This is a genomic window from Enterococcus durans NBRC 100479 = LMG 10746 (assembly GCF_001544215.1).
Taxonomy (GTDB): domain Bacteria; phylum Bacillota; class Bacilli; order Lactobacillales; family Enterococcaceae; genus Enterococcus_B; species Enterococcus_B durans.
Genome location: NZ_BCQB01000007.1, coordinates 20,015 through 41,615, shown reverse-complemented (window position 1 = coordinate 41,615; position 21,601 = coordinate 20,015). Strand labels below are relative to the sequence as shown.

The following is a 21,601-nucleotide window of genomic DNA, read 5'->3' as shown; positions in this document are numbered from 1 at the left end:
GTTATTCTCCTGAGAGTATCTCTCTTAAGATACTACAAGTATTGCTTACAGGGGGTGAAAACATGGCTCAGCGAATACCTCAAGAAGTCATTGAATCGATCCGAAGTCAAACGAACATCGTTGAGGTAATTGGGCAATATGTCCAATTAAAAAAATCTGGAAAAAATTACTTAGGGTTATGTCCATTTCATGAAGAAAGAACGCCATCTTTTTCAGTGGCTGAAGATAAGCAGATTTTTCATTGCTTTGGTTGCGGAAAAGGAGGAAATGTCTTTACCTTTCTCCAAGAGCTAGAAGGGCTTAATTTTCCGGAAGCAGTGATAAAAGTTGCTGATTTTGAACAAATCCCTTTGGAAGAACAGTGGCGTAATCAAGCGTTGCCTGTTGAAAACAGTGACTCAATAAACGGAAAATTGATTTTAGCCCATGAAAAAGCAGAAGAAGTGTATCATCACATGTTGCTTCATACAAAAGCAGGTGAACAAGCTTTGAACTATCTGCTCCAACGAGGGCTGACAGAGGAACTGATTGCCGAGTTCAAAATTGGATTTGCACCAAATGAGCGGTCATTTTTAAATCAAGTATTTAAAAATGAAAACTATGATCAAGAAGTTTTGGAACGTTCTGGTTTATTTGTATCCCATGATGATGGCCGATTATCAGATCGGTTTTATCAAAGAGTCATGTTTCCGATCAAGAATCCACAGGGACGAACGATTGGTTTTTCTGGGCGCTGGCTCGCACCGAAAAAAGGACAAGAAAAAGACCAGCCTAAGTACTTAAATAGTCCTGAAACAGAGTTGTTCAATAAAAGACAAGTGTTGTTTAATTTAGACAAAGCCAGAAGTGAAATCCGAAAAAGTGGTGAAGTTCTTTTATTTGAAGGTTTCATGGATGTGATTGCAGCGTGGCAAGCAGGCATAAAAAATGGCATTGCTTCTATGGGGACTAGTTTAACAAATCAACAGATCCAGCATATCGAACGTTTAACAAAAGAGCTAGTCTTTTGTTATGATGGTGATAAGGCAGGTTTTGAAGCAACAAATCGAGGAATTGAATTGCTTCGGCAAAATAGTCGATTACGCCTATCGATCATTGTGATACCAGAAAAACTTGATCCTGATGAATATTTACGTAAATATGGAAACGAGTCTTTCAATGAATTGCTTTCCCATGGTCGAGAAACGGTATTTACATTTAAAAGCCGCTATTTGAAGCAAGAAAAGAATTTAGATAATGAAAAAGATAAAATAGAATATCTTGAAGAGGTGATCACGGAGTTAAGTAAGGTCGTGTCACCGATCGAACAAGATATGTATCTCTCGCAATTAGCAGCTGAATTTCAAGTGAACCGTGAAACGATCCAGACGCAATTGAGAGAACTTCGACGAGAAAATCAGCGAAGTCGCACAGAACAACAGCCAACGGTGGTCCCAGAAAGACAAGCTGTCAAAACAAGTACAGCGAAAAAAAGACCGCTGACCCAGGTTGAAAAAGCAGAACAGATACTTTTGTATCGGATATTCAAAGAGGTTTCTGTTCGTAATCTTCTAAAAGAGCAGAATTTCCAGTTTATCCATGATACTTATGCAGAGGTCTATTTTTTATTCGATGCATTTGTATCACAACATGATGAATTCAACCTTGCAGAGTTTTTAGACTTTTTGCAAGATGAAAAATTAAGGCGGTTAGTGGTGGAGATCGAATACTTGCGCGTGGCAGAAGAAAGTACGCCAAGGGAGATCCAAGACCTATTGCGAGTGATCAGTAAATCTGGTTTAGCTGATGAAATAATGATAAAAAAACAGATGCAGCAAGAAGCTAGAAGAACTGGTAATAAGCAGTTGGAGTTGGAATTGACGATTGAAATCATTGATTTAACAAAACAGTTAAAAAAAGCCGAATAGCTACTCAAGGGGGGCCTTCTTTTATGGCAAATGTAACAGAAAAGAAAAAGTATGAAGCAGCGGTAGCAGCTTTTATCAAAGAAAACAAACCAAAAAAACAAGTTGTATATGATGATCTTTCAAATAAACTTGCGACACCATTCACGTTGAATGCAGACGAAATGGATAAATTGATCCAAAAAGTGGAAGATGCAGGAATCAGTGTCGTTGATGAAAACGGCGAACCATCTGTTCACAGTTTAAAGAGTGCAGAGAAAAAAGCAGAACAAGCGAAGACTGAAGATCTATCTGCGCCAACGGGTGTAAAGATCAATGATCCTGTAAGAATGTATTTAAAAGAAATCGGCCGTGTGTCCCTTTTAACAGCAGAAGAAGAAGTAGCTCTAGCATTGAAAATCGAAGAAGGCGACCAAGAAGCAAAACAGCGTTTAGCTGAAGCAAACCTTCGTTTGGTTGTAAGTATTGCTAAAAGATATGTAGGACGAGGTATGCAATTTTTAGACTTGATCCAAGAAGGTAACATGGGATTGATGAAGGCTGTTGAAAAATTTGATTACCGTAAGGGATTTAAATTTTCTACGTATGCTACTTGGTGGATCCGTCAAGCAATCACTCGTGCCATCGCTGACCAAGCGCGTACGATCCGTATCCCAGTGCATATGGTTGAAACAATCAATAAATTGATCCGTATCCAACGTCAATTACTGCAAGACCTTGGAAGAGAACCAACACCTGAAGAAATCGGTGCAGAAATGGATCTCCCTACAGAAAAAGTACGTGAAATATTGAAAATTGCGCAAGAACCAGTTTCTTTAGAAACACCAATCGGTGAAGAAGACGATTCACATCTAGGTGATTTCATTGAAGACCAAGAAGCAACGAGTCCTGCGGAACATGCAGCGTATGAATTATTGAAAGAACAATTAGAAGATGTATTAGATACCTTGACTGACCGTGAAGAAAATGTTCTGCGTTTGCGTTTTGGTTTAGATGACGGACGCACTAGAACATTAGAAGAGGTCGGAAAAGTGTTTGGGGTTACAAGAGAACGTATCCGTCAAATCGAAGCGAAGGCATTGAGAAAACTACGCCATCCTTCTCGCTCAAAACAATTGAAAGATTTCTTAGAATAGTATCTGCAATAAGATTGGGACAGAAGTGTTTAACTCCGAGAATTTCGGCTTATTTCTCGGAGTTGCTTCTGCTCCCACACTCTTCGTGGAATCACTCAAAGTAGAACAACCAGAACAGAAATTATACATTTCTGTCCTGGTTTTTTGCTTTTTCGATTCACTATTGAATATCCATCTTTACTGAATAAATAAGAATTTCTCGATCACAGACCATCACATTACATCAAGCATTTTTTAGAATCAATTGTTGGAAAAACCAATAATTCTAAAAAAGAAAATAATTGTTTCAAGCAATTTTATGGAAATCATAAAAATAGGCTATTGGCGTGAGGTTCAGAATATGGTAGATTTAATGATAGCGTAAACCTAACAAAAGGAGCCGATCCCTAAGTGATAAAAAAATGTCCAAAGTGTGGATCAGATAAAATCGAGGACAAATCGACTTGTCCTGATTGCGGTTATCAAATCGAAGAGATAGATCAACACACCAATGAAGAAAACGAATCAATTACCCAGTCACACGAGGGTTCTTCAGAAGAAGTTTTTCCAGATAGTGAATTAAATGATCCAATCGAGTGGTCAGAACTAAAAGATCTACCTTTGGAATCTGTGATGGAAATCTTTAAAAATGATGTAACCCCTGAAGAAAACACAATGTCGCAAACGGCAACGAACTTGAATGATAAAGAAGAAAAGCAATCGCTGACGATAGAGAAAAAGCTGGTGAAAGAAGAACAAACAAAAGATCAGCCAAAAGACCAGTCTCTTGAAAAAACAATAGATACTGAACAGAAAAAACGAGTGGCGGAACTAAAGGAATTTGTGGATCAGGAAGAAGAAAATTCCATCTTAGCTGCCTACATCAAAGCCCATCGTGAAGATACGACTGAAGAGCATGCAAAAGAATTGATGAAGATGATCAACGATAAAATCGCAGCAAAAGAGGGTCGATCTTCAGATCAAATGCAAGAAGACAAAGATGCATCTGTATCAGAAAAAGCAGAGGTATCAAAACCGCTAGAAGCAAAAGCACGATTGGAAGAAGAGGTACCGCCAGTAATCGAATCCATAAAGGAAGAGGAAAAGGCGGGAAAAGAAGTAGAAGAAGTAAAAGAAGAAAACAAAGTAAAAGAAGAAAACAGTGGACCATTAGAGACAATAAAAACGAATAAGCCACTTTCTGATTCGGAAAAAGAGATAGATACACCTATTGCTGTTTCTATCAAGAAGAGCGAAGAGGCAACTGATACGAAAGAAAATGAAACACAACAGCCGACTCCTGAAACGGTGATTCCTGAAACAGAGTCTCAAAAGGAAGAATTGCCATTATCAGAAGAAAATGAGGATGACAAAAAAGCGGCTAAAAAGAAAAAATCAAAAAAAATCCCGTATATAGTATTGGCAGTTGCGGTACTGATTGGAGCGGGCGGCTGGGCGTATTATGATCACCAGCAAACGGTTCAAGCACAAATTGCAGCAGAAGCGAAAAAGCAACAGCGAAAAGTAAATGAGTTGAAGAAGACACTCGCTACTTTTTACTATGATGGGGCGCATCAGTTTTTACGTACTTCTATGATCAATCAAGATTTGACGAAGTTAAAAACATCGTTGAATGAGGTCAAAGGAGAAAAAGGCTATGCTGATCTAGAAAAAACGTATGAAGATATCCAAACAAAGGTAAAAGATATCAAAGGTGTCAACGAGTTGTTTACTACTGAGGCGATCATTGATGATCACTTAGCTGATGATCTGAAATTAAAAGCGGACCAAGAAATCAAACGTTTCGCAACAGACGATTCTGATTTTGGACAACTGCTAAAAAAAGCGCAAGATGAAGCTGAGGCACAATACGATCAACTGCAAACAGCGAAAGAGAAAACCAATATCGTTTTCGCTGATGATAAAGTCGCAGACTCTGCAACTCGTGAGCAATATACAGATGCACAAAAGGCTGTAGATCAGGTGAAAAATCAAGAGTTAGCTGTGACTCTAAAAGATCAGTTAAAACAAGTAGATGATATATTGACCAAGAAAGAGGAACAACAGAAAAAAGAAGAGGAAGCGAAAAAGGCAGAAGAAGCGAAGAAAGCAGCAGAAGCAGCAGAGGCAGCAAGAAAAGCACAGGCTGCAGCACAAGCAGCACAAGCAGCACAAGCGCAAGCTGCACAGCAAGCAGCGAATTCTTCTTCAGTAAATAAAAATTCTGCGAATCAGCCAATCATGGCTACACGTCAAAGTGATGTAGCAGATACAGCAAATGCAGCTTGGAATTGGGCACCCGGTGTTCAAGAAAGCGTGATTAATACATGTATTCAGCGAGGATACATCGTTCAAGGCGGTTATCGGTTGGAAAAAGTTAGAATCGAAAATGGCCAAGGGTATTACAATCTTTATGCAACTTCTACCAAATCCTCATTAATGAATGGAATCGGTGAAAGTGCGTTACCATTTTATATTGTGACGATCAACTGTAAAACAGGCTGGTTTGGCGGTAACGGCAGTCGTTAAAAGGATGCGCAGAACAAAAACTTAGGTTTACTTTATTTTTCTATTCAACATGAGTAGGGGATCTCTATTCAGTATGTTGGGAAATGAGGAGCCTAAGTTTTTTTGTAGTTATTGCTGGGTAACCCGCTACTAATCAAAGGGACATTATGGTATGATAGCAAAGAAAGTTGGCAGAGATAATCTGTCTTTCGTATAAAGGAGAAATAAAATGAATGAATTATTAGCAACGATATTTACCGGTATGGTAATTGATGAAAATGAAAAAAATTATTTTGTTCAAAAAAATGGACAAACTTTTGGATTAAGTAAAGTAGAAGGCGAACATCGGATCGGTGAAGCGGTTGAGGGATTCGGCTACCAAAATCAAAAGCACGAAAACCGTTTTACAACAGTGATACCGAAAAGTCGGATCGGACATTACGCGTTTGGCACAGTCACTTCTTCCAGAAAAGATCTAGGGGTTTTTGTAGACATCGGCTTGCCCGATAAAGATTTTGTCGTTTCACTAGATGAATTACCTACAATGACAGAACTCTGGCCTAAAAAAGGCGACCGTTTGATGATTTCTCTAAAAGTGGATGCGAAGGATCGTATTTGGGGTAGTTTAGCGGATGAAAAAATCTTTAAATCATTAAGTAAATTTGGAACAGAAGAAATGAAAAACAAAGATATCACTGGGACAGCGTATCGCTTAAAATTAACTGGTACCTATATATTGACAGATGATTTTTACCTAGGATTCATCCATCCATCTGAACGATACAATGAACCAAGACTCGGAGAACAGGTAAAAGGCCGGGTAGTCGGTGTCAGACCAGATGGGGTACTAAACATCTCTTTGAAGCCAAGAGCATATGAAGCAATTTCTGATGATGCACAAATGATTTTAACGATCATCGAACGGTCTGCCGATCAGCAAATCAATTTCACAGATAAATCAGATCCAGAAGAGATCATGAAAGCATTTGGAATCAGCAAGGGAGCATTCAAACGTGCACTAGGCAATCTATTGAAACAAGGATTGATCAAGCAAGAAGATGGTGTAACGAAACGAAATAAAAATTCTAATTGAGAATGGCTTGCATGTTTTTCTTAACTAGCTTATAATTATTTTAATTTAGAGAGTAAAAATAGTCTGGTTAATTATAATTATTATAAATTGTTGGGGTTGAAAAAAATGGTTATGAACGCTATGTCAGTAATGAAAAAAACAAAACAGCAGTTACACGAATCTGGGTTTAAACTGACCCCGCAAAGAGAAGCAACTTTGCTTGTTCTGTTAGAAAATGAAAAAGAACACTTATCCGCAGAAGAAGTTTTTTTTCTAGTAAAAAAGAAAAGCCCAGAAATTGGTTTAGCTACGGTGTATCGTACATTAGAAATATTAACTGATCTAAAAATCATCGATAAGGTGAACTTTAACGACGGTGTTGCACGATATGACTTGCGAAAAGAAGGGGCTAAACATTTCCACCATCATTTATTATGCTTGAAATGTGGAACGATCGAAGAAGTGGAAGAAGATCTATTGATTCAGGTAGAAGAAGTAGTAGAGGACCGCTATCACTTTTTAGTAAAAGATCATCGCTTAACTTTTCACGGTATCTGCCAAAAATGTTATAATCAGGAAAAAGAAAGTAAAACCGTCTAATGGAACAGACGGCTTTTTCTTTGTCTGCACCTAAAAGAGACTATCGAAAAAGAAGGCTATCTGATATGATAGAGTAGCACGAGGTGGATTATTATGAAAGAAGAACTCAATGATTATCTCCACTATCTGACGATTGAACGAGGATTATCATTAAATACTAGAAAAAGTTATGAACGTGATTTAGCGCAATACCTTCATTTTTTGGAGGAAAAAAAAATTACTGCATGGCAAGATGTCGATCGTTTCATAGTGATCAGTTATCTAGAGAAGATGCATGATGAAAAAAAAGCACCCGCGACTGTCACACGGATGATCACAAGTTTAAGAAGATTTCATCAATTCTTACGCCAAGAACGTATTACTGATCATGATCCGATGCAGCATATCGATACACCTAAAAAAGCCCAAAAGTTACCTAGCACACTGTCTTTGAAAGAAGTTGAACGTCTGATCGAAGCTCCAGATACAACCAAAAATCTGGGGATCAGAGATCGCGCAATACTGGAAGTCATGTATGCTACAGGAATGCGGGTGAGTGAACTGATCGGTTTGAAATTGAGCGATCTGCATTTATCTTTAGGGTTAGTACAGACGATCGGTAAAGGAGATAAAGAAAGAATCATTCCTTTAGGTGATTATGCAATCCAATGGTTGGAACGTTATTTAGACGAAGTGAGACCATTACTTGTCAAAGACGCTACTGAAGTCCACGTTTTCGTGAATAATCATGGTTCAGGATTATCACGACAAGGTATTTGGAAAAATTTGAAACAATTAGTGCGTGATGCCGGTATCACAAAAGAAGTGACGCCACATACTTTACGCCATAGTTTTGCTACTCATTTACTTGAAAACGGTGCGGACCTCCGAACTGTTCAAGAATTGCTAGGCCATGCGGATATATCAACGACCCAAATCTATACACATATCACGAAGAAAAGAATGACGGATGTTTATAAGCAGCATTTTCCAAGGGCTTAGTCATAGGAAGGTGAAAAAATGTTAACACATTACCGAAAAGAAAATCGTAAAATCGCTATGGGACTTTTAAGTTTCCACAAGAAATTAGCGGATAAAGAAAACCGGCTGAAAGAGATCGATACGTATGAAACAGAAGAAAAGTATGAGATTTTCTTCTTCACTCCTGAAGGCTCAACCAATATCCAAGGGATCATTGGCGTTTATTGGGGAGATGAAGAGGAACTAGTCATTCATGATGTAGCGTTGAATCCTTCTTATCGTGGAGAAAAGATGGGCTTTCTAATGTTGGATGAACTTGAACAGAAATATCCTGAAAAGAAAATTCGTGCCACAGAGATCACAGAGCCTTATTTTACCAAATGGCTGAATGAGAAAAAGAAGAAAGAGTGAACACGGTGACAGAGATCAATATCAAATTAGATGTATTTGAAGGACCATTGGATCTCCTTCTTCATTTGATCCAGCAAATGGAAATCGATATTTATGATATCCCTATTGCGACGATCACGGAACAATACATGAATTATATCCATACCATGAAGACGCTAGAACTTGCAGTTGCGGGAGAATACCTGGTGATGGCTGCTACCTTGATGGCTATCAAAAGCAAGACTTTACTGCCTGTTCAAGAAACAATCATTGAAGAAGACGGCTATTGGGAAGAAGATCCGCGCGATGAGTTAGTGAATCAGTTGCTTGAATATCGGAAATACAAATATGCTGCTGAAAAACTAACAGAAAAAGCACAGGAAAGAAGCTTGTATTTTACAAAAGAACCACTAGCCGTTGATGACTTGATCGGACAGGAAAGGCCGTTGAAACGTGGACAAGTGAAGCAAGTCGATTTGTTTCGTGCAATGCAGAAGATTTTGGAACGAAAGCAATTTTCGAAAAAAATTGAAAAGACCATTGCGCCAGACGATACAACGATCGAGGAGCGGATCATCTTTGTTGAAGAGCGTTTAAAAAGAAACAAACAAGGTTGCACTTTTGATTCTTTTTTTGAATCGCCCTCAAAAACAGAGATCGTGACAACCTTTATGGCAATATTAGAGATGATGAAAAATGGACAGATCGTTGCCCAACAAGAAGAAAATTATGAATCAATCATGCTTTATCCAGCAATAGGAGATACCAACAATGACGAAATTAAGTGAACTTGAAGCGATTCTTTTTATAGTCGGTGAAGAAGGAATCGCCTTAGATGAAATCAGCCATATTTTAGCAATCGACAAAGAGGAAGTACTACGACTGGTCGCAGAGCTAGAAGAGAGATATGAAAATGACACAACGAGTGCATTACATATTTTGGAGACAGAGGCGCATATCGTTTTGACGACCAAAAAAGAGCTAGCGCCGTTGTTGAAACGGTATGCTCAAGGAACGTCAAATACGCTTTCCCAAGCAGCTGTTGAAACTTTGGCAATCATTGCCTACAAACAGCCAATCACAAGAGTCGAGATCGAACAAATCCGAGGTGTACAAGTTTCAGGGGCCGTTCAACGTCTATCTGCCCACAATCTGATTGAGGAAAAAGGGAGAGTAGAAGGACCAGGACGTCCGATATTATACGGGACAACTTCTTATTTCTTAGATTACTTTGGTCTCAAATCGCTGAAAGAATTACCGGATATACAAGAAATGGAACTTTCATTAAAAGAAGATGCACCATTAGATCTATTTTTTGATGGAACGAATGAAGGAGAACAATCGTAATGGAAAGACTACAAAAAGTAATTGCCCATGCTGGCATAACTTCACGACGCAAAGCAGAAGAATATATTTTAGCTGGCAGAGTGAAAGTCAATGGCCAAGTCATCAAAGAACTAGGGGTCAAAGTAACGAAAAATGATGTGATCGAAGTAGATGAAGTGCCGATCTATCAAGAAGAATTTGGCTACTATCTATTGTATAAACCAAGAGGGGTCATTTCAGCAGTCGCTGATGATAAAGGACGTAAAGTTGTGACCGATCTTCTTCCGATGGTCAAGGAACGGATCTACCCAGTTGGACGTTTGGATTATGATACATCAGGCATCCTGTTATTGACAAACGACGGTGATTTTGCACAACGTTTGACCCATCCAAAACATGAAGTAGATAAAGTATATGTTGCTAAAGTAAAAGGTATTGCCACGAAGTCTAACCTAGCACCGATCACTAAAGGTGTCAAAATCGAAGGAAAATGGACTTCTCCAGCTAGATATCAAATCTTGTCTGTAGATCCAAAGACAAACCATAGTATCGTGGAATTGACTATCCATGAAGGCCGCAACCACCAAGTCAAAAATATGCTGCAGGCAGTAGGGCTACCCGTCCAAAAACTAAAGCGTGAAAAATATGGTGATTTGACGCTTCAAGGCTTGCGTCCTGGAGACTATCGTGAGTTGAACAAAAAGGAAGTAAGCAGTTTATTGAATCACTCAAAATAATTACTTACTAATTATAAGTATAAAAGATTGCATTTTTTCTAAAGGTATGTATAATGAAAGGGTAAACAAAAAATCATAAATGGTTCGTCTTCAGGGGCAGGGTGAAATTCCCGACCGGTGGTTAAAGTCCACGACCTACTTTTCAAGTAGCTGAACCGGTGAAATTCCGGTACCGACAGTACAGTCTGGATAAAGAAGATAGAGCTTATTTGACGCAGACTTTTGCCAAATAACTCTAACTCTCCCTGTGCTAAGGAGAGTTTTTTTATTTGCAAATGATCGAGTCGTTAAAAAAGTTCGCTGAAGAGGAGTCCTAACAGGAGGATTTCAAATGAAGAACACCCGTGTACAAAAAATGGTCGCTGTAGCAATGTTTGCTGCGATCGGTTTGGTTTTGCAATATTTTGCATTTCCAATCATGCCAGCTTTTGGTTTTCTAAAGATCGACTTTAGTGATATCCCAGTACTGATCAGTATGTTTTTATTTGGACCACTAGCAGGCGTAGTCACAGCATTCTTGCGTTCAATCCTACATCTAGTGACTACTGGCTTTTCACCAGATAATCTAGTAGGAGATGCGGCAAGTTTCTTAGCAACATCGATCTTTACATTACCGATATTCTACTTCTTTAGAAAGAAAAAAAATGAAGGTAGAAATAAATTTGCTGGAGTGATTTCTGGTACTCTTGCGATGACTTTGTTCATGAGCGTAGCCAACTATTTCGTGATCACGCCATTATACCTGATGTTTCTTGGTTTAAATGCGAATCAGATGTTGGGGATGCCTTTAACAAATTACGTGTTGATCGGTATCGTACCGTTTAATTTGATCAAAGGATTTATCGTTAGTGCAGCGTTCCTAGTGTTGCATGCAAAACTACTCCCTTGGTTAAGTCGCAAACAACATAAACTGGAACAGCGACATACGGTAATAAAATAGCTATCAATCATTAAATAACTTATAAAATGTAAAGCTTGGAAGATTCTCATGTAGATAATGATGTTTCTTCTAAGCTTTTTTGCTGTTTATTAATGTGCCTAAGCAAATCGTACAATGTCAGGAAAAGAAGATAGCTCTGTTTCTACCATTTTTTTGCTAGAGATGGGGTCACTGGAATATTCGTACAGAAAATAGCGGTAGTAAAACGAATAATCAACGAAAAATCAATTCATTTCAATTTGTTAGGGCTTTAAATATCATTAAAGCTAAAAATATTATTTCAGTTCCTGACTTACAAGAACGACTACGTGACGTTGTAGAAAAAGAATGAAAAGCGATTGTTGAAGGTTGTAAGTTTTATGAAGATACGCGAAATAAGTTACTTGATATCTCGAAACTTGATCATTTTGGATTGGTAGAAAAATATCGACCTTACTTTGTCGATGGAATTGATAGGGAAGAAAAAGCAATAGATAAAATTGATAAGTACGAAGAAAACAACAAAGATAGACGTAACCAGGAAATAAAAAATGAACCTAATGAAGGCTTTATCATTTGAATAATTGTACAACATATTGTACAGTATGTTGTATAGAAATAAAAAAGGGTGATAGGAATGGAAGCAGTATCTTATTCAAACTTCCGAAAAAATTTGCGTGGTTATATGAAACAAGTAAATGAAGATGCTGAAACACTTATCGTAACAAGTAAAGATGTTGATGATACAGTTGTTGTATTATCAAAAAGAGATTATGATTCTATGCAAGAAACATTGAGAACACTTTCTAACAATTACGTGATGGAAAAAATTCGTAGAGGGGACGAACAGTTTTCAAAAGGTACATTTAAGAAACATGACTTAATTGAGGTCGAATCTGATGATTAAGGCATGGTCTGATGACGCATGGAACGATTATCTTTATTGGTATGAGCAAGGAAACAAAAGCAATATAAAAAAGATTAATAAATTGATAAAAGACATTGATCGTTCCCCTTTTAATGGATTAGGAAAGCCTGAGCCGTTAAAGCACGATTTATCTGGGAAATGGTCAAGAAGAATTACAGATGAACACAGACTGATATATAGAGTTGAAAATGAAACGATATTTATCTATTCTGCAAAAGACCATTATTAATTAATAGAAAATAAATGAAGGGAGAGTGGGACGAAAATCAGTTTTTTTCTGATTTTTGTCCCACTCTCATAAATTATAGAGCCACTTCTTCTAAGCTTTTTTGCTGTTTTAAAATTACATATACCTTGTTATTATAGTAAAGATACAGAGGATGAATTATACTGTACATATAAATTAGATAAGGGGAAAATCAGAAAAATCCTATTTTAAATAACATTTATTCCCTTTGACTGGTGATTAGCATTCTTGAAATAGTCATTCGAGATACAAGGAATGGTTGAACTTAGCTACATTGAAAAAATAAATCAGGAAGGAGTATAGCAAAAAGAAGTAGCTAATGACAATAAATTGAGTAAGTGACTTATGATGTCAAAAATAGAAGGAATCATCTTGATTTGTTTAACTTTTTTATTATTGGTTTTTCAGAGTATGCATTTGCAGATATCGCTATCAGTGAGAGAGGAAAAAATCGAACGATGACGAAGAAACTAACGATCGAAGAAACAACCAATGAAGTAAGCCAAACATTTTTCATTGATTCAAACGTGCCACTAACAGAAACAGAAAAGCACGAGTTATTAGAGAGAATACATGAGAGTAGAAGACAGCTCTTGCCGAGAGCAACTGGTGTTGCCTTGACCTATTTCATTATTCGCAGTGGCAATACAACAAATTGTGAGCTACTAACAAGATTTAATGCGACTAGTCCAATCAAGACTCTTTGGTGGGAACAAGTAAAGGTGCAAAACTTGGATTTGATCAATAAACAAACGTACGCTACTTTTCGTTCAGTACTACGAAGTTTGGATGCAAATCGTTATGGAACGGAAAGAATCGGCCATTTGTCCATACCATTAGGAGAAACGAGAGGGTATGTAACAACTACAGGTACGATGGTTGAATCAATGAAAGATGGTTGGGGAACCTTAATGAACTTTTCAGGTGGGGCAACGATCAATTAAGGAGGGGACGGAGAATGAGAGGACTTGTGCCACAGGCATTAAAAATTTTGAACGAACGATTTACCTTAACAGAGATCAACCCAGAGATGATTCCAAAGTCTACTTATGAAGGAGAATGTTTCAACGCTCTTGTCTCAATGAAAAATACGCAAAAACTCTCGTGGATGGAGCTACATGTCAAAGTGTATCAAATCAAACGAGAAACAGCATCAGAACTGTATTTTTCGGTTGGTCAGAGTCATTTTAATCCGATCCCTTCATTGGAAAATAAGGAAGAACTTTTATTGGTTTTTGTGGAAGAACAAGTCGACTACTTTCACCTCAACTGTGTACGCCTTTTTCTAGAAATATATGTAGCAATCGGTGTCACAGAGAAAGACCGGCAAGAAAAAAATGATTGGTATTTAGAATATCAGCGCAGCAAAGAACTATTGGATAATTTTCATTTGTATACGTATTGATTGGAAGAATCACCGACAGTGAAATAGAAAAATGATAGTAAGATTTGAGAAAATCATGAATAAACGTAAAGACCAACATTTTTAGTGGACCCAACCAGATTTCCCGATGAACGTGAGAAGTAAGAAACACTTTTGTCTCATTTCTCATTCTTTAAAAACGAATAAACGGTGTGAGCAGAAGCAACTCCTTCTTAAATAAGCCGAAATCCACAAAAATTTGAAAAGCAATTTTCGTGGATTTCTTCTTATTTCTCGGAGTTAAACACTCCTGTCCCAGCCTCAATTTTTTTACTGAAAATGTGAATAGAATAGTTATCAACAAATAAAATGAAAATTTTCTCGCATTATTTTTATGAAAAAAAATACATTATATAAAATAATGTAAGCGTTTTATAGATAGTGTTTGAGTATTTTCTTCTTTAATGCATAAAAATGTATTTTATACAAACAAGTGTGAAAATCATCGCTTTTTGAATGATAAATAGGTTTATTTATTAGCTGAAAGAAACCGCTACAATAAAGATGAAAAAGCTTTCCAATAATTTTATAGAAGGAGGTATAGAAAAAACGAACCTTTTTGAATAAAACTTTTCGATTCCACGAGTTATTATTTTTGTTATTTAGCTATTTTTGATAAAATAACATTTGAATCGAAACTAAAAAGATTTTAAAGAAATAAGAAAGGAAGAAGAACATGGAACAAACAAAAAAGAAAAAATTTCAGATGCCTTCAGCGTATACGGTCTTATTCATCATTATTGCGATTATCGCTGTATTGACATGGTTCATCCCGGCAGGACATTATGGTGTTGACGCTGATGGGAATATTATTGCTGGATCTTATGAACGAGTGCAACAAAATCCCCAAGGACTATGGGATATTTTCATGGCACCAATCAATGGGATGTTAGGGGTTCCTGCTGGAGAACTAACAAAAGAAACACCAGCGGCTATTCCGATTTCTTTCTTTATCTTGGTTGTTGGGGGATTCCTAGGGATCATCAACAAGACAGGGGCACTAGATGCAGGGATTGCTTCTGTAGTGAAAAAATTTAAAGGTAAAGAAAAAATGTTGATTCCTGTATTGATGATCTTGTTTGCTCTAGGCGGATCAACTTATGGGATGGCAGAAGAAACGATTCCATTTTATGCGTTGCTTATTCCAGTAATGATGGCAGTTGGTTTTGATACTGTAGTTGCTGTTGCAATCGTTTTAGTAGGCTCACAAGTGGGTTGTTTGGCTTCAACAGTTAACCCATTTGCCACAGGGGTTGCTTCACAGGCTGTAGGTATCTCTATGGGTGAAGGAATTGGCTTACGTTTCTTGATGTTCGTTGTATTAATCACGATTTCTATTCTATATGTTTATCGTTATGCATCAAAGATCGAAAAAGATCCGACAAAATCACTGGTTTACAACCAACGCGACGAAGACATGAAACATTTTGATATCGATTCGATTGGTCGCCAAGAAACGATCACGAAACGTCAAAAACATGTAAACGTTCTATTCTTTATTACATTTGGTATCATGATCATCAGTTTGATTCCTTGGACGACTTTGAATTCAAACTTCACTATTTTTGAATCGTTGACAAAATGGATAACAGGTATACCTGTTGTTGGTACAGTTTTAGGTAAGAACATGCTTCCGCTAGGTGATTGGTACTTCCCTGAAATCACAATGCTATTCTTAGTAATGGCAATCGTTGTGGCATTTACTTATGGGATGAAAGAATCAGATTTTATCTCTGAGTTTTTAGCTGGTGCTTCTGACTTGATCGGTGTAGCAATCGTTGTAGCAGTAGCTCGCGGTATCCAAGTCGTAATGAACAATGGTTTGATCACAGATACGATCTTACATTGGGGCGAACAAGGACTAAGTTCATTATCATCAAGTGTCTTCTTGATCTTGACATTCATCTTCTATATCCCAATGTCATTCTTGATCCCATCAACTTCTGGTTTAGCAGCTGCTACGATGGGAATCATGGGACCAATGGGTGAATTTGCTGGAGTCGGCAAAGACTTAGTTATCACGGCTTATCAATCTGCATCAGGTTTAGTGAACTTGATCACACCAACTTCTGCAATCGTGATGGGTGCCGTAGCAATTGCCCGCTTCGATATCTCAGTATGGTGGAAATTTACTGGTAAGTTGATTGCTATACTTTTTGTAGCCATTTGTGTTATCTTAGGTGTAGCAGCAATGTTATGATCCTCTCCTAACAAATTTTAGATTTGTAGAGGAAATATGGGGTGTAGCAATAACCTACACGTTACAAGATCCAAGCTCTTGTAGACTAATTATTTTTGAAAAAAGAGGTTGTGTCTGTTGTTTTGACATGACCTTTTTATTATATTAGGAGGTTAAAAACATGAAACAATTTGTAACTGAACAACATCATGAACAAGCAGTAGAATCTTTAAGTGAGTTGATTCGAATCCCGTCTGTTTTAGATGAAGGAGATTCTGGTGAAGGTCATCCGTTTGGTAAAAAAGTTGTTGCGGCTTTAGACAAAGTGTTGGAAATCGCCGAAGGTTTAGGATTCAAATCATTTAAAGATCCTGAAGGTTACTATGGCTATGCAGAAGTTGGTTCAGGAGATGAACTCTTTGGTATTTTATGTCATATGGACGTGGTGCCTGCCGGAGATGAAAATAACTGGAAGACAAAACCATTTGATCCAACTGTAAAAGATGGCTTCATCATCGGACGTGGATCAGAAGACGATAAAGGGCCTTCTATGGCGGCGATGTATGCTGTTAAAGCTCTGATGGATGCAGGTGTTGAATTCAAAACGCGTATTCGTTTCATTTTCGGAACAGACGAAGAAAATCTATGGCGTTGCCTAGAAAAATACAATGAAAAAGAAGAAGGCGTTACACAAGGTTTTGCGCCAGATGCTGTTTTCCCATTGATCTATGCAGAAAAAGGCCTATTACAAGCTTATTTAACTGGACCTGGAACAAGTGAATTCTCTGTTCATGCTGGTGGAGCATTAAATGTTGTTCCTGATGAAGCACCTTATTCAGGTGAAAAATTAGCGGAAGTTAAAGATGCATTGAACAAACATCACTTCGATTTTGAAGACAAAGGTGATGGCATCGTGGTCCTTGGTAAGAGTATCCATGCAAAAGATGCGGCAGAAGGTGTCAATGCTATCTCACGTTTAGCCATTGCCCTTTCAGAAGTATTTGATTTTGCACCTATCCAATTTTTAGGTCAATTAGTACAAGAAAATGCGACTGGTGAAAAAGTGGTAGGTAAAACAATCGATGAACAGTCAGGCGAATTGACAATGAACTTTGCTAATTTGGAAATCACACCAGAACATACAAAAATTGGTGTAGATATGCGTATCCCTGTTTCATTCAAAAAAGAAGATCTTGTTGAAAAAATGAAAGAAACTGTTGAAAAATATGATTTGACATATGAAGAGTTCGACTTCCTTGATTCACTTTATGTTCCAAAAGATAGCGAATTGATCCAACAATTGTTAGGAACGTATCGTGATATCACTGGTGATATGACCGAACCACTTGTGTCTGGTGGAGCTACCTTTGCGCGAACGATGAATCAATGTGTAGCCTTTGGTGCCTTATTCCCTGATACACCAGACCTAATGCACCAAGCAAACGAAAAATGGGAATTGAGCAGTATGTATAAAACGATGGAAATCTATGCAGAAGCGATTTATCGTTTGTGTGGGAAATAAGTTTCACTAGGTTTTTTTGAAAAATAGTGTGAATCAGAAATTTCTTGAAGTGATCTTCAAAGGTTAGTGCAAAATCTAACACTTGAGGATCGCTTTATTTATTTACCTCAGGAATCAGTAAAAAATAGTTGCATTTTCAGCGTAATTTCCTTAGTGTAACTTTATAATGATCAGATAAAATTGATTGAAAAAGGGGAGAGACAGTGAAATTATTTAAACGAATACTTATAGGTTTAGTCATCATATTAGGCATAGCAGGCGGCGCTGGTTATTACTATCTGCAACAGAGTACGTATGAGCCTTCCATGCAAGCAACTCAAGCTTCTCAACATGGCAAAGATAATGGAGACTACTTATTATTTGGACAAAAGAACAATAAAAAGGAACCTTTAGTGATCTTTTACCCAGGTGCATTAGTAGAACCAGAAAGTTACAGTATTTGGGCAAATGATTTAGCAGAAAACGGCTATACTGTTGCTATTGCCAAAATGCCGCTAGATTTAGCCATTTTGAGTGGAAACCGCGCAGATAAAATCAGAGAAGATTTTCCCGATAGAAATTACGTGATTGGTGGCCATTCGCTGGGTGGCGTGATGGCAAGCCGTTATGCGAATGCAAACTCAAAAGAACAACAATTAAAAGGGATCTTTTATTTAGCAAGTTACCCTGACAAAAAAGGAACACTTGCAAAAAGTAAACTACCTATCTTGAGCATCACTGCTTCCAACGATCAGGTATTGGACCAAGAAGCTTATGAGTCAGCAAAAGAATATTTGCCAACGCAGACAGAATATGTTTCGATCGAAGGTGGAAATCATGGGGGCTTTGGTAGTTATGGCGAACAAAAGGGAGATGGAAAAGCGGAGATCACGAACGCAGATCAACAAACAGCAATCGTCAACACTCTACTGAATTGGTTAGCTGGGCTGTGATCTGCTCAGTCGCTGTTTAGGGTCAAATAAGACACAAGAAGAAGGAGCGTGGGACAAAAGTAAGAAACACTTCTGTCCCAGCCTCTTCTTTCTTCTAAATTTTTTCTTGTTAATGAGATAGCTGTATTATGATCTTTCTAGTAAGATTGCTCTTACCGGACATTTTTGGTAGGCTTTTTGTATGGGTTCTTTTTCATTTTCAGAGACGAATTGTTGATGGGCTTCTGGCTCTTGTGCAAATAGCACGATGCCTTCTTCATCATAATCAAAAATATCTGGCGCCTCGATTTGGCAAAGGCCACAAGCGATACAACGCTCAGGGACGAGTTTACATAGTAATGACATTTCTAACCATCCTATTCTTAAGGGGATTAATATGACTGAATTTATTTTATCTTTATTTTTATCAAGAAACAAGCTAAGGGTATCTAGCCTATTTCAACTAATTAGTGGAAAGCGTACGACGTCTGTTTTGATTTATAGTTTTTTGAATGATCTTTTATTGGTTCATGGGAGTTTTCCAACATTGAAGCAAGAAGAATTTTTGGCGATCATTACTCGCTTGGAGCAAGAAAAGCTGATTGTTCTGATTGATAACCACGCATCAATCACCACGCTTGGGAAGAAGAAATTAGAAAAAATCGAATTTTCTTATCAAGGAGTCCACTATGATCGATATGGCAGGACCTATTTGACTTGCTGGCGTCTCCTCAAGTTTGCTGTCCAAGTAGTCTCGAATCTGACAAATGGTACAGCAAATTATTTACCGATTGAAACAAGTCCGTTTTATACATTCCAAATAAAAAGATGGCTAGCTAGTACAAAGTTGAACCGAGAAGAATTATCAGAAAAAATCTATCAGGAATTCGTAGCGTTGTTTACTGGGATGCCAGAAGAATTGGCTGACTTTCTAGCCAATCAATTTTCAGGAGAACATGACTTAGGGCTTTTACCTTATCAATTGACGGATAAACAAGAAACTCAAGCAACGTTATTCGAAGCAAAAGCAATTCATGTCATGTTACAGAATCTCGAAAAAAGAAATGACTTCTTACTTTTTAGATTGCTCAAGCCGCTATTTGATCAGAATCTAAATCAGAGTATGCTGATTACGCGAAAGCTTATTTTAGAAGGATATTCTGTTGAACAAGTGATGTCTGTGCGTCAACTAAAAAAAGGAACAGTAACAGATCACTTGATTGAATGGTTGCTTTTTTTTGATGATTTTCCTTACACAACGATGATTTCAAAGAAAACAGTGGACTCTCTTAGTCGGTTGAATGATGTCCGTTCTTGGAATTATCGAGAAATAAATGCGCAGTTCTCTCTAGATTACGGAGAATTCCGCTTTTATCAACTTGGTCTATTGAAAGGAGAACTTGAACATGGAACTGATCGATGAGCTACGCAAACGATTTGGTTTTTCATCTTTTCGACCAGGTCAAGAAGAAATTATCCAAGCCCTTTTGCAAGAACAAAATGTGCTAGCTGTCTTACCAACTGGCAATGGGAAAAGTCTATGCTATCAGCTAACTGGCTATTTGAGGGAAGGGCTAGTAGTCATCGTTTCCCCGCTTCTATCGCTGATGGAAGATCAGGTCACACAGCTTCAAAAGCAAGGAGAGAAAAGAGTAGTTGCATACAATAGTTTATTGTCTAAATCAGAAAAAGCTTATGTGCTGCAACATCTAGCAGAATATAAATTTTTGTTTTTAAGTCCAGAGATGTTGACTCAAAAAGAGCTTCTGAATGTTTTGCAACGACAAAAAATAGGCTTATATGTCATTGATGAAGCCCATTGTATTTCTCAGTGGGGAGTGGATTTTCGTCCGGAATATCAGCAATTGGGAGTGATTGGTAAACGGTTAGGATCACCCGTGACGCTCGCATTGACGGCAACGGCGACAACGGTTGTTCAACAGGATATCGAAAAGGTGCTTTTTGATTTGCCACCGCAAGTAGTGAGTCATTCTGTCAATCGTAAAAATATTTCTTTATTTGTCAGAAAAACGGAAGACAAAGATGAAGAATTAGCTACTTTGATGAAACAGGCGAATGGCTCAATGATCATCTATTGTGCGACTAAAAAAGAAGTGGAACGACTGTATCAATTGTATCGAGGATCATTTTCAGTTGGCTATTATCATGGTGGATTAGATGCTTCACAAAGGAGACAGTTGCAGTTACAGTTCAGTCAAAATAAATTACAATTTCTAGTTGCTACCAATGCTTTCGGAATGGGTATCGATAAACCAGATATCCGAGCAGTCGTCCATTATGATCTGCCAGATAGTTTAGAAAATTATGTTCAAGAGATTGGTCGAGCCGGCAGGGATCAGCAACCAAGCAAAGCAATTTTGTTATACAAAAAAAACAATGAGCGTATCCATTATTTCTTTAACCAATTGTCAAGAGAACAACGCCAAGTATTTGAATTTTATCTAGAAAATGATCTTGATAACAACGAATTTTTTGATGAAGTACAGCAAAAGTGGTTGGAGGTCGTTGAAAAAATGACTGATCCGCAACAATGGGTGGATCGATTAAAGGCACAAGAAAAAGCAAAGCAGTATCGCTTACAGCAAATGCTTCATTATATCAATAGTGAAACTTGTCGAAGAGAATTGATTCTTGATTATTTTGGTGAAAAATTGGTCGACAAGCCAATACAATGTTGTGATAAAGACGGAGCAGAGTTATATGGAGAAGCAAAAACAATAACACCACCAATTATACAGAAAAGCTCGTGGCAGGAGATTTTACTAAATTTGTTTAAAAAAAACAAAGGATAGCATTTTTTTAAGACAATGGAGTTCTTACTATGGTATAATACTCACGA

Annotated in this window: 22 protein-coding genes and 1 riboswitch; of the genes, 21 read left to right on the top strand and 1 reads right to left on the bottom strand. The window is 37.6% G+C overall.

The features are described 5' to 3' along the window. Positions 1-62 precede the first annotated feature (62 nt). The 19 genes from dnaG to ED2_RS03255 all read left to right on the top strand — a co-directional run bounded on the left by dnaG (position 63) and on the right by ED2_RS03255 (position 18,762). Positions 63-1,907, top strand: coding sequence for a DNA primase (dnaG, locus tag ED2_RS03340; RefSeq protein ID WP_005878616.1), 1,845 nt, complete (start codon positions 63-65; stop codon positions 1,905-1,907). 23 nt (positions 1,908-1,930) lie between these two features. Then, entirely contained in the window at positions 1,931-3,040 is a 1,110-nt protein-coding gene (gene rpoD / locus ED2_RS03335) for an RNA polymerase sigma factor RpoD (RefSeq protein WP_016176834.1), read from the top strand. A gap of 390 nt (positions 3,041-3,430) precedes the next feature. Then, positions 3,431-5,548, top strand: coding sequence for a cell division site-positioning protein MapZ family protein (locus ED2_RS03330; protein WP_016176832.1), 2,118 nt, complete (start codon positions 3,431-3,433; stop codon positions 5,546-5,548). A 208-nt stretch (positions 5,549-5,756) separates the two neighbouring features. Continuing rightward, on the top strand, positions 5,757-6,620 hold the full coding sequence (locus ED2_RS03325; protein ID WP_016176831.1) for a CvfB family protein: 864 nt from the start codon (positions 5,757-5,759) through the stop codon (positions 6,618-6,620). A 105-nt stretch (positions 6,621-6,725) separates the two neighbouring features. Further along, positions 6,726-7,199, top strand: a complete 474-nt coding sequence (gene fur, locus ED2_RS03320; RefSeq protein ID WP_005878606.1) for a ferric iron uptake transcriptional regulator — start codon at positions 6,726-6,728, stop codon at positions 7,197-7,199. Positions 7,200-7,292: 93 nt separating this feature from the next. After that, positions 7,293-8,180 carry a site-specific tyrosine recombinase XerD gene (xerD, locus tag ED2_RS03315; protein WP_005878604.1) on the top strand — a complete coding sequence of 296 codons (888 nt, stop codon included), beginning with the start codon at positions 7,293-7,295 and terminating at the stop codon, positions 8,178-8,180. An 18-nt stretch (positions 8,181-8,198) separates the two neighbouring features. Continuing rightward, positions 8,199-8,570 (top strand): GNAT family N-acetyltransferase, encoded by a 372-nt coding sequence (locus ED2_RS03310; RefSeq protein WP_005878601.1) that lies wholly within the window; start codon positions 8,199-8,201, stop codon positions 8,568-8,570. Beyond that, on the top strand, positions 8,567-9,337 hold the full coding sequence (locus tag ED2_RS03305) for a segregation/condensation protein A (protein ID WP_025479929.1): 771 nt from the start codon (positions 8,567-8,569) through the stop codon (positions 9,335-9,337). Before ED2_RS03310 ends, ED2_RS03305 begins: the two co-directional genes overlap by 4 nt. Beyond that, positions 9,321-9,896 (top strand): SMC-Scp complex subunit ScpB, encoded by a 576-nt coding sequence (scpB, locus tag ED2_RS03300; protein WP_016176830.1) that lies wholly within the window; start codon positions 9,321-9,323, stop codon positions 9,894-9,896. Before ED2_RS03305 ends, scpB begins: the two co-directional genes overlap by 17 nt. Beyond that, positions 9,896-10,612 (top strand): pseudouridine synthase, encoded by a 717-nt coding sequence (locus tag ED2_RS03295; RefSeq protein ID WP_005878594.1) that lies wholly within the window; start codon positions 9,896-9,898, stop codon positions 10,610-10,612. Before scpB ends, ED2_RS03295 begins: the two co-directional genes overlap by 1 nt. An 82-nt stretch (positions 10,613-10,694) precedes the next feature. After that, a riboswitch (FMN riboswitch) is annotated at positions 10,695-10,816 on the top strand. A 127-nt stretch (positions 10,817-10,943) separates the two neighbouring features. Continuing rightward, on the top strand, positions 10,944-11,552 hold the full coding sequence (locus tag ED2_RS03290) for an ECF transporter S component (protein WP_005878592.1): 609 nt from the start codon (positions 10,944-10,946) through the stop codon (positions 11,550-11,552). Between the two features lie 412 nt (positions 11,553-11,964). Further along, the gene (locus tag ED2_RS15605; RefSeq protein WP_155854551.1) at positions 11,965-12,111 is read left to right on the top strand and encodes a hypothetical protein; all 147 of its coding nucleotides are present in this window, start codon (positions 11,965-11,967) and stop codon (positions 12,109-12,111) included. 57 nt (positions 12,112-12,168) lie between these two features. After that, complete coding sequence (locus ED2_RS03285) at positions 12,169-12,438, top strand: type II toxin-antitoxin system Phd/YefM family antitoxin (protein ID WP_005878590.1); 270 nt, start codon at positions 12,169-12,171, stop codon at positions 12,436-12,438. Next, positions 12,431-12,688, top strand: coding sequence for a Txe/YoeB family addiction module toxin (locus ED2_RS03280; RefSeq protein ID WP_005878588.1), 258 nt, complete (start codon positions 12,431-12,433; stop codon positions 12,686-12,688). The genes ED2_RS03285 and ED2_RS03280 overlap by 8 nt, the downstream gene beginning before the upstream one ends. A gap of 395 nt (positions 12,689-13,083) precedes the next feature. After that, positions 13,084-13,650, top strand: coding sequence for a hypothetical protein (locus tag ED2_RS03275; protein WP_016176829.1), 567 nt, complete (start codon positions 13,084-13,086; stop codon positions 13,648-13,650). A gap of 14 nt (positions 13,651-13,664) precedes the next feature. Continuing rightward, positions 13,665-14,111 (top strand): hypothetical protein, encoded by a 447-nt coding sequence (locus ED2_RS03270; protein WP_016176828.1) that lies wholly within the window; start codon positions 13,665-13,667, stop codon positions 14,109-14,111. A 694-nt stretch (positions 14,112-14,805) separates the two neighbouring features. Beyond that, entirely contained in the window at positions 14,806-16,329 is a 1,524-nt protein-coding gene (locus ED2_RS03265; RefSeq protein ID WP_005878582.1) for a YfcC family protein, read from the top strand. Positions 16,330-16,489: 160 nt separating this feature from the next. Beyond that, complete coding sequence (locus ED2_RS03260) at positions 16,490-17,830, top strand: M20 family metallopeptidase (RefSeq protein WP_005878580.1); 1,341 nt, start codon at positions 16,490-16,492, stop codon at positions 17,828-17,830. A gap of 203 nt (positions 17,831-18,033) precedes the next feature. Next, positions 18,034-18,762, top strand: a complete 729-nt coding sequence (locus tag ED2_RS03255) for an alpha/beta hydrolase (RefSeq protein WP_016176826.1) — start codon at positions 18,034-18,036, stop codon at positions 18,760-18,762. A 126-nt stretch (positions 18,763-18,888) separates the two neighbouring features. Here the strand turns inward: ED2_RS03255 and ED2_RS03250 are convergent, their stop codons facing one another. Continuing rightward, positions 18,889-19,107, bottom strand: a complete 219-nt coding sequence (locus ED2_RS03250) for a ferredoxin (RefSeq protein ID WP_005878576.1) — start codon at positions 19,105-19,107, stop codon at positions 18,889-18,891. A 31-nt stretch (positions 19,108-19,138) separates the two neighbouring features. On the opposite strand from ED2_RS03250, the gene ED2_RS03245 reads away from it, so the two are divergent. Next, on the top strand, positions 19,139-20,164 hold the full coding sequence (locus ED2_RS03245; RefSeq protein ID WP_016176825.1) for a helix-turn-helix domain-containing protein: 1,026 nt from the start codon (positions 19,139-19,141) through the stop codon (positions 20,162-20,164). Next, positions 20,148-21,554, top strand: a complete 1,407-nt coding sequence (locus ED2_RS03240) for a RecQ family ATP-dependent DNA helicase (RefSeq protein ID WP_016176824.1) — start codon at positions 20,148-20,150, stop codon at positions 21,552-21,554. Before ED2_RS03245 ends, ED2_RS03240 begins: the two co-directional genes overlap by 17 nt. Positions 21,555-21,601 lie beyond the last annotated feature (47 nt).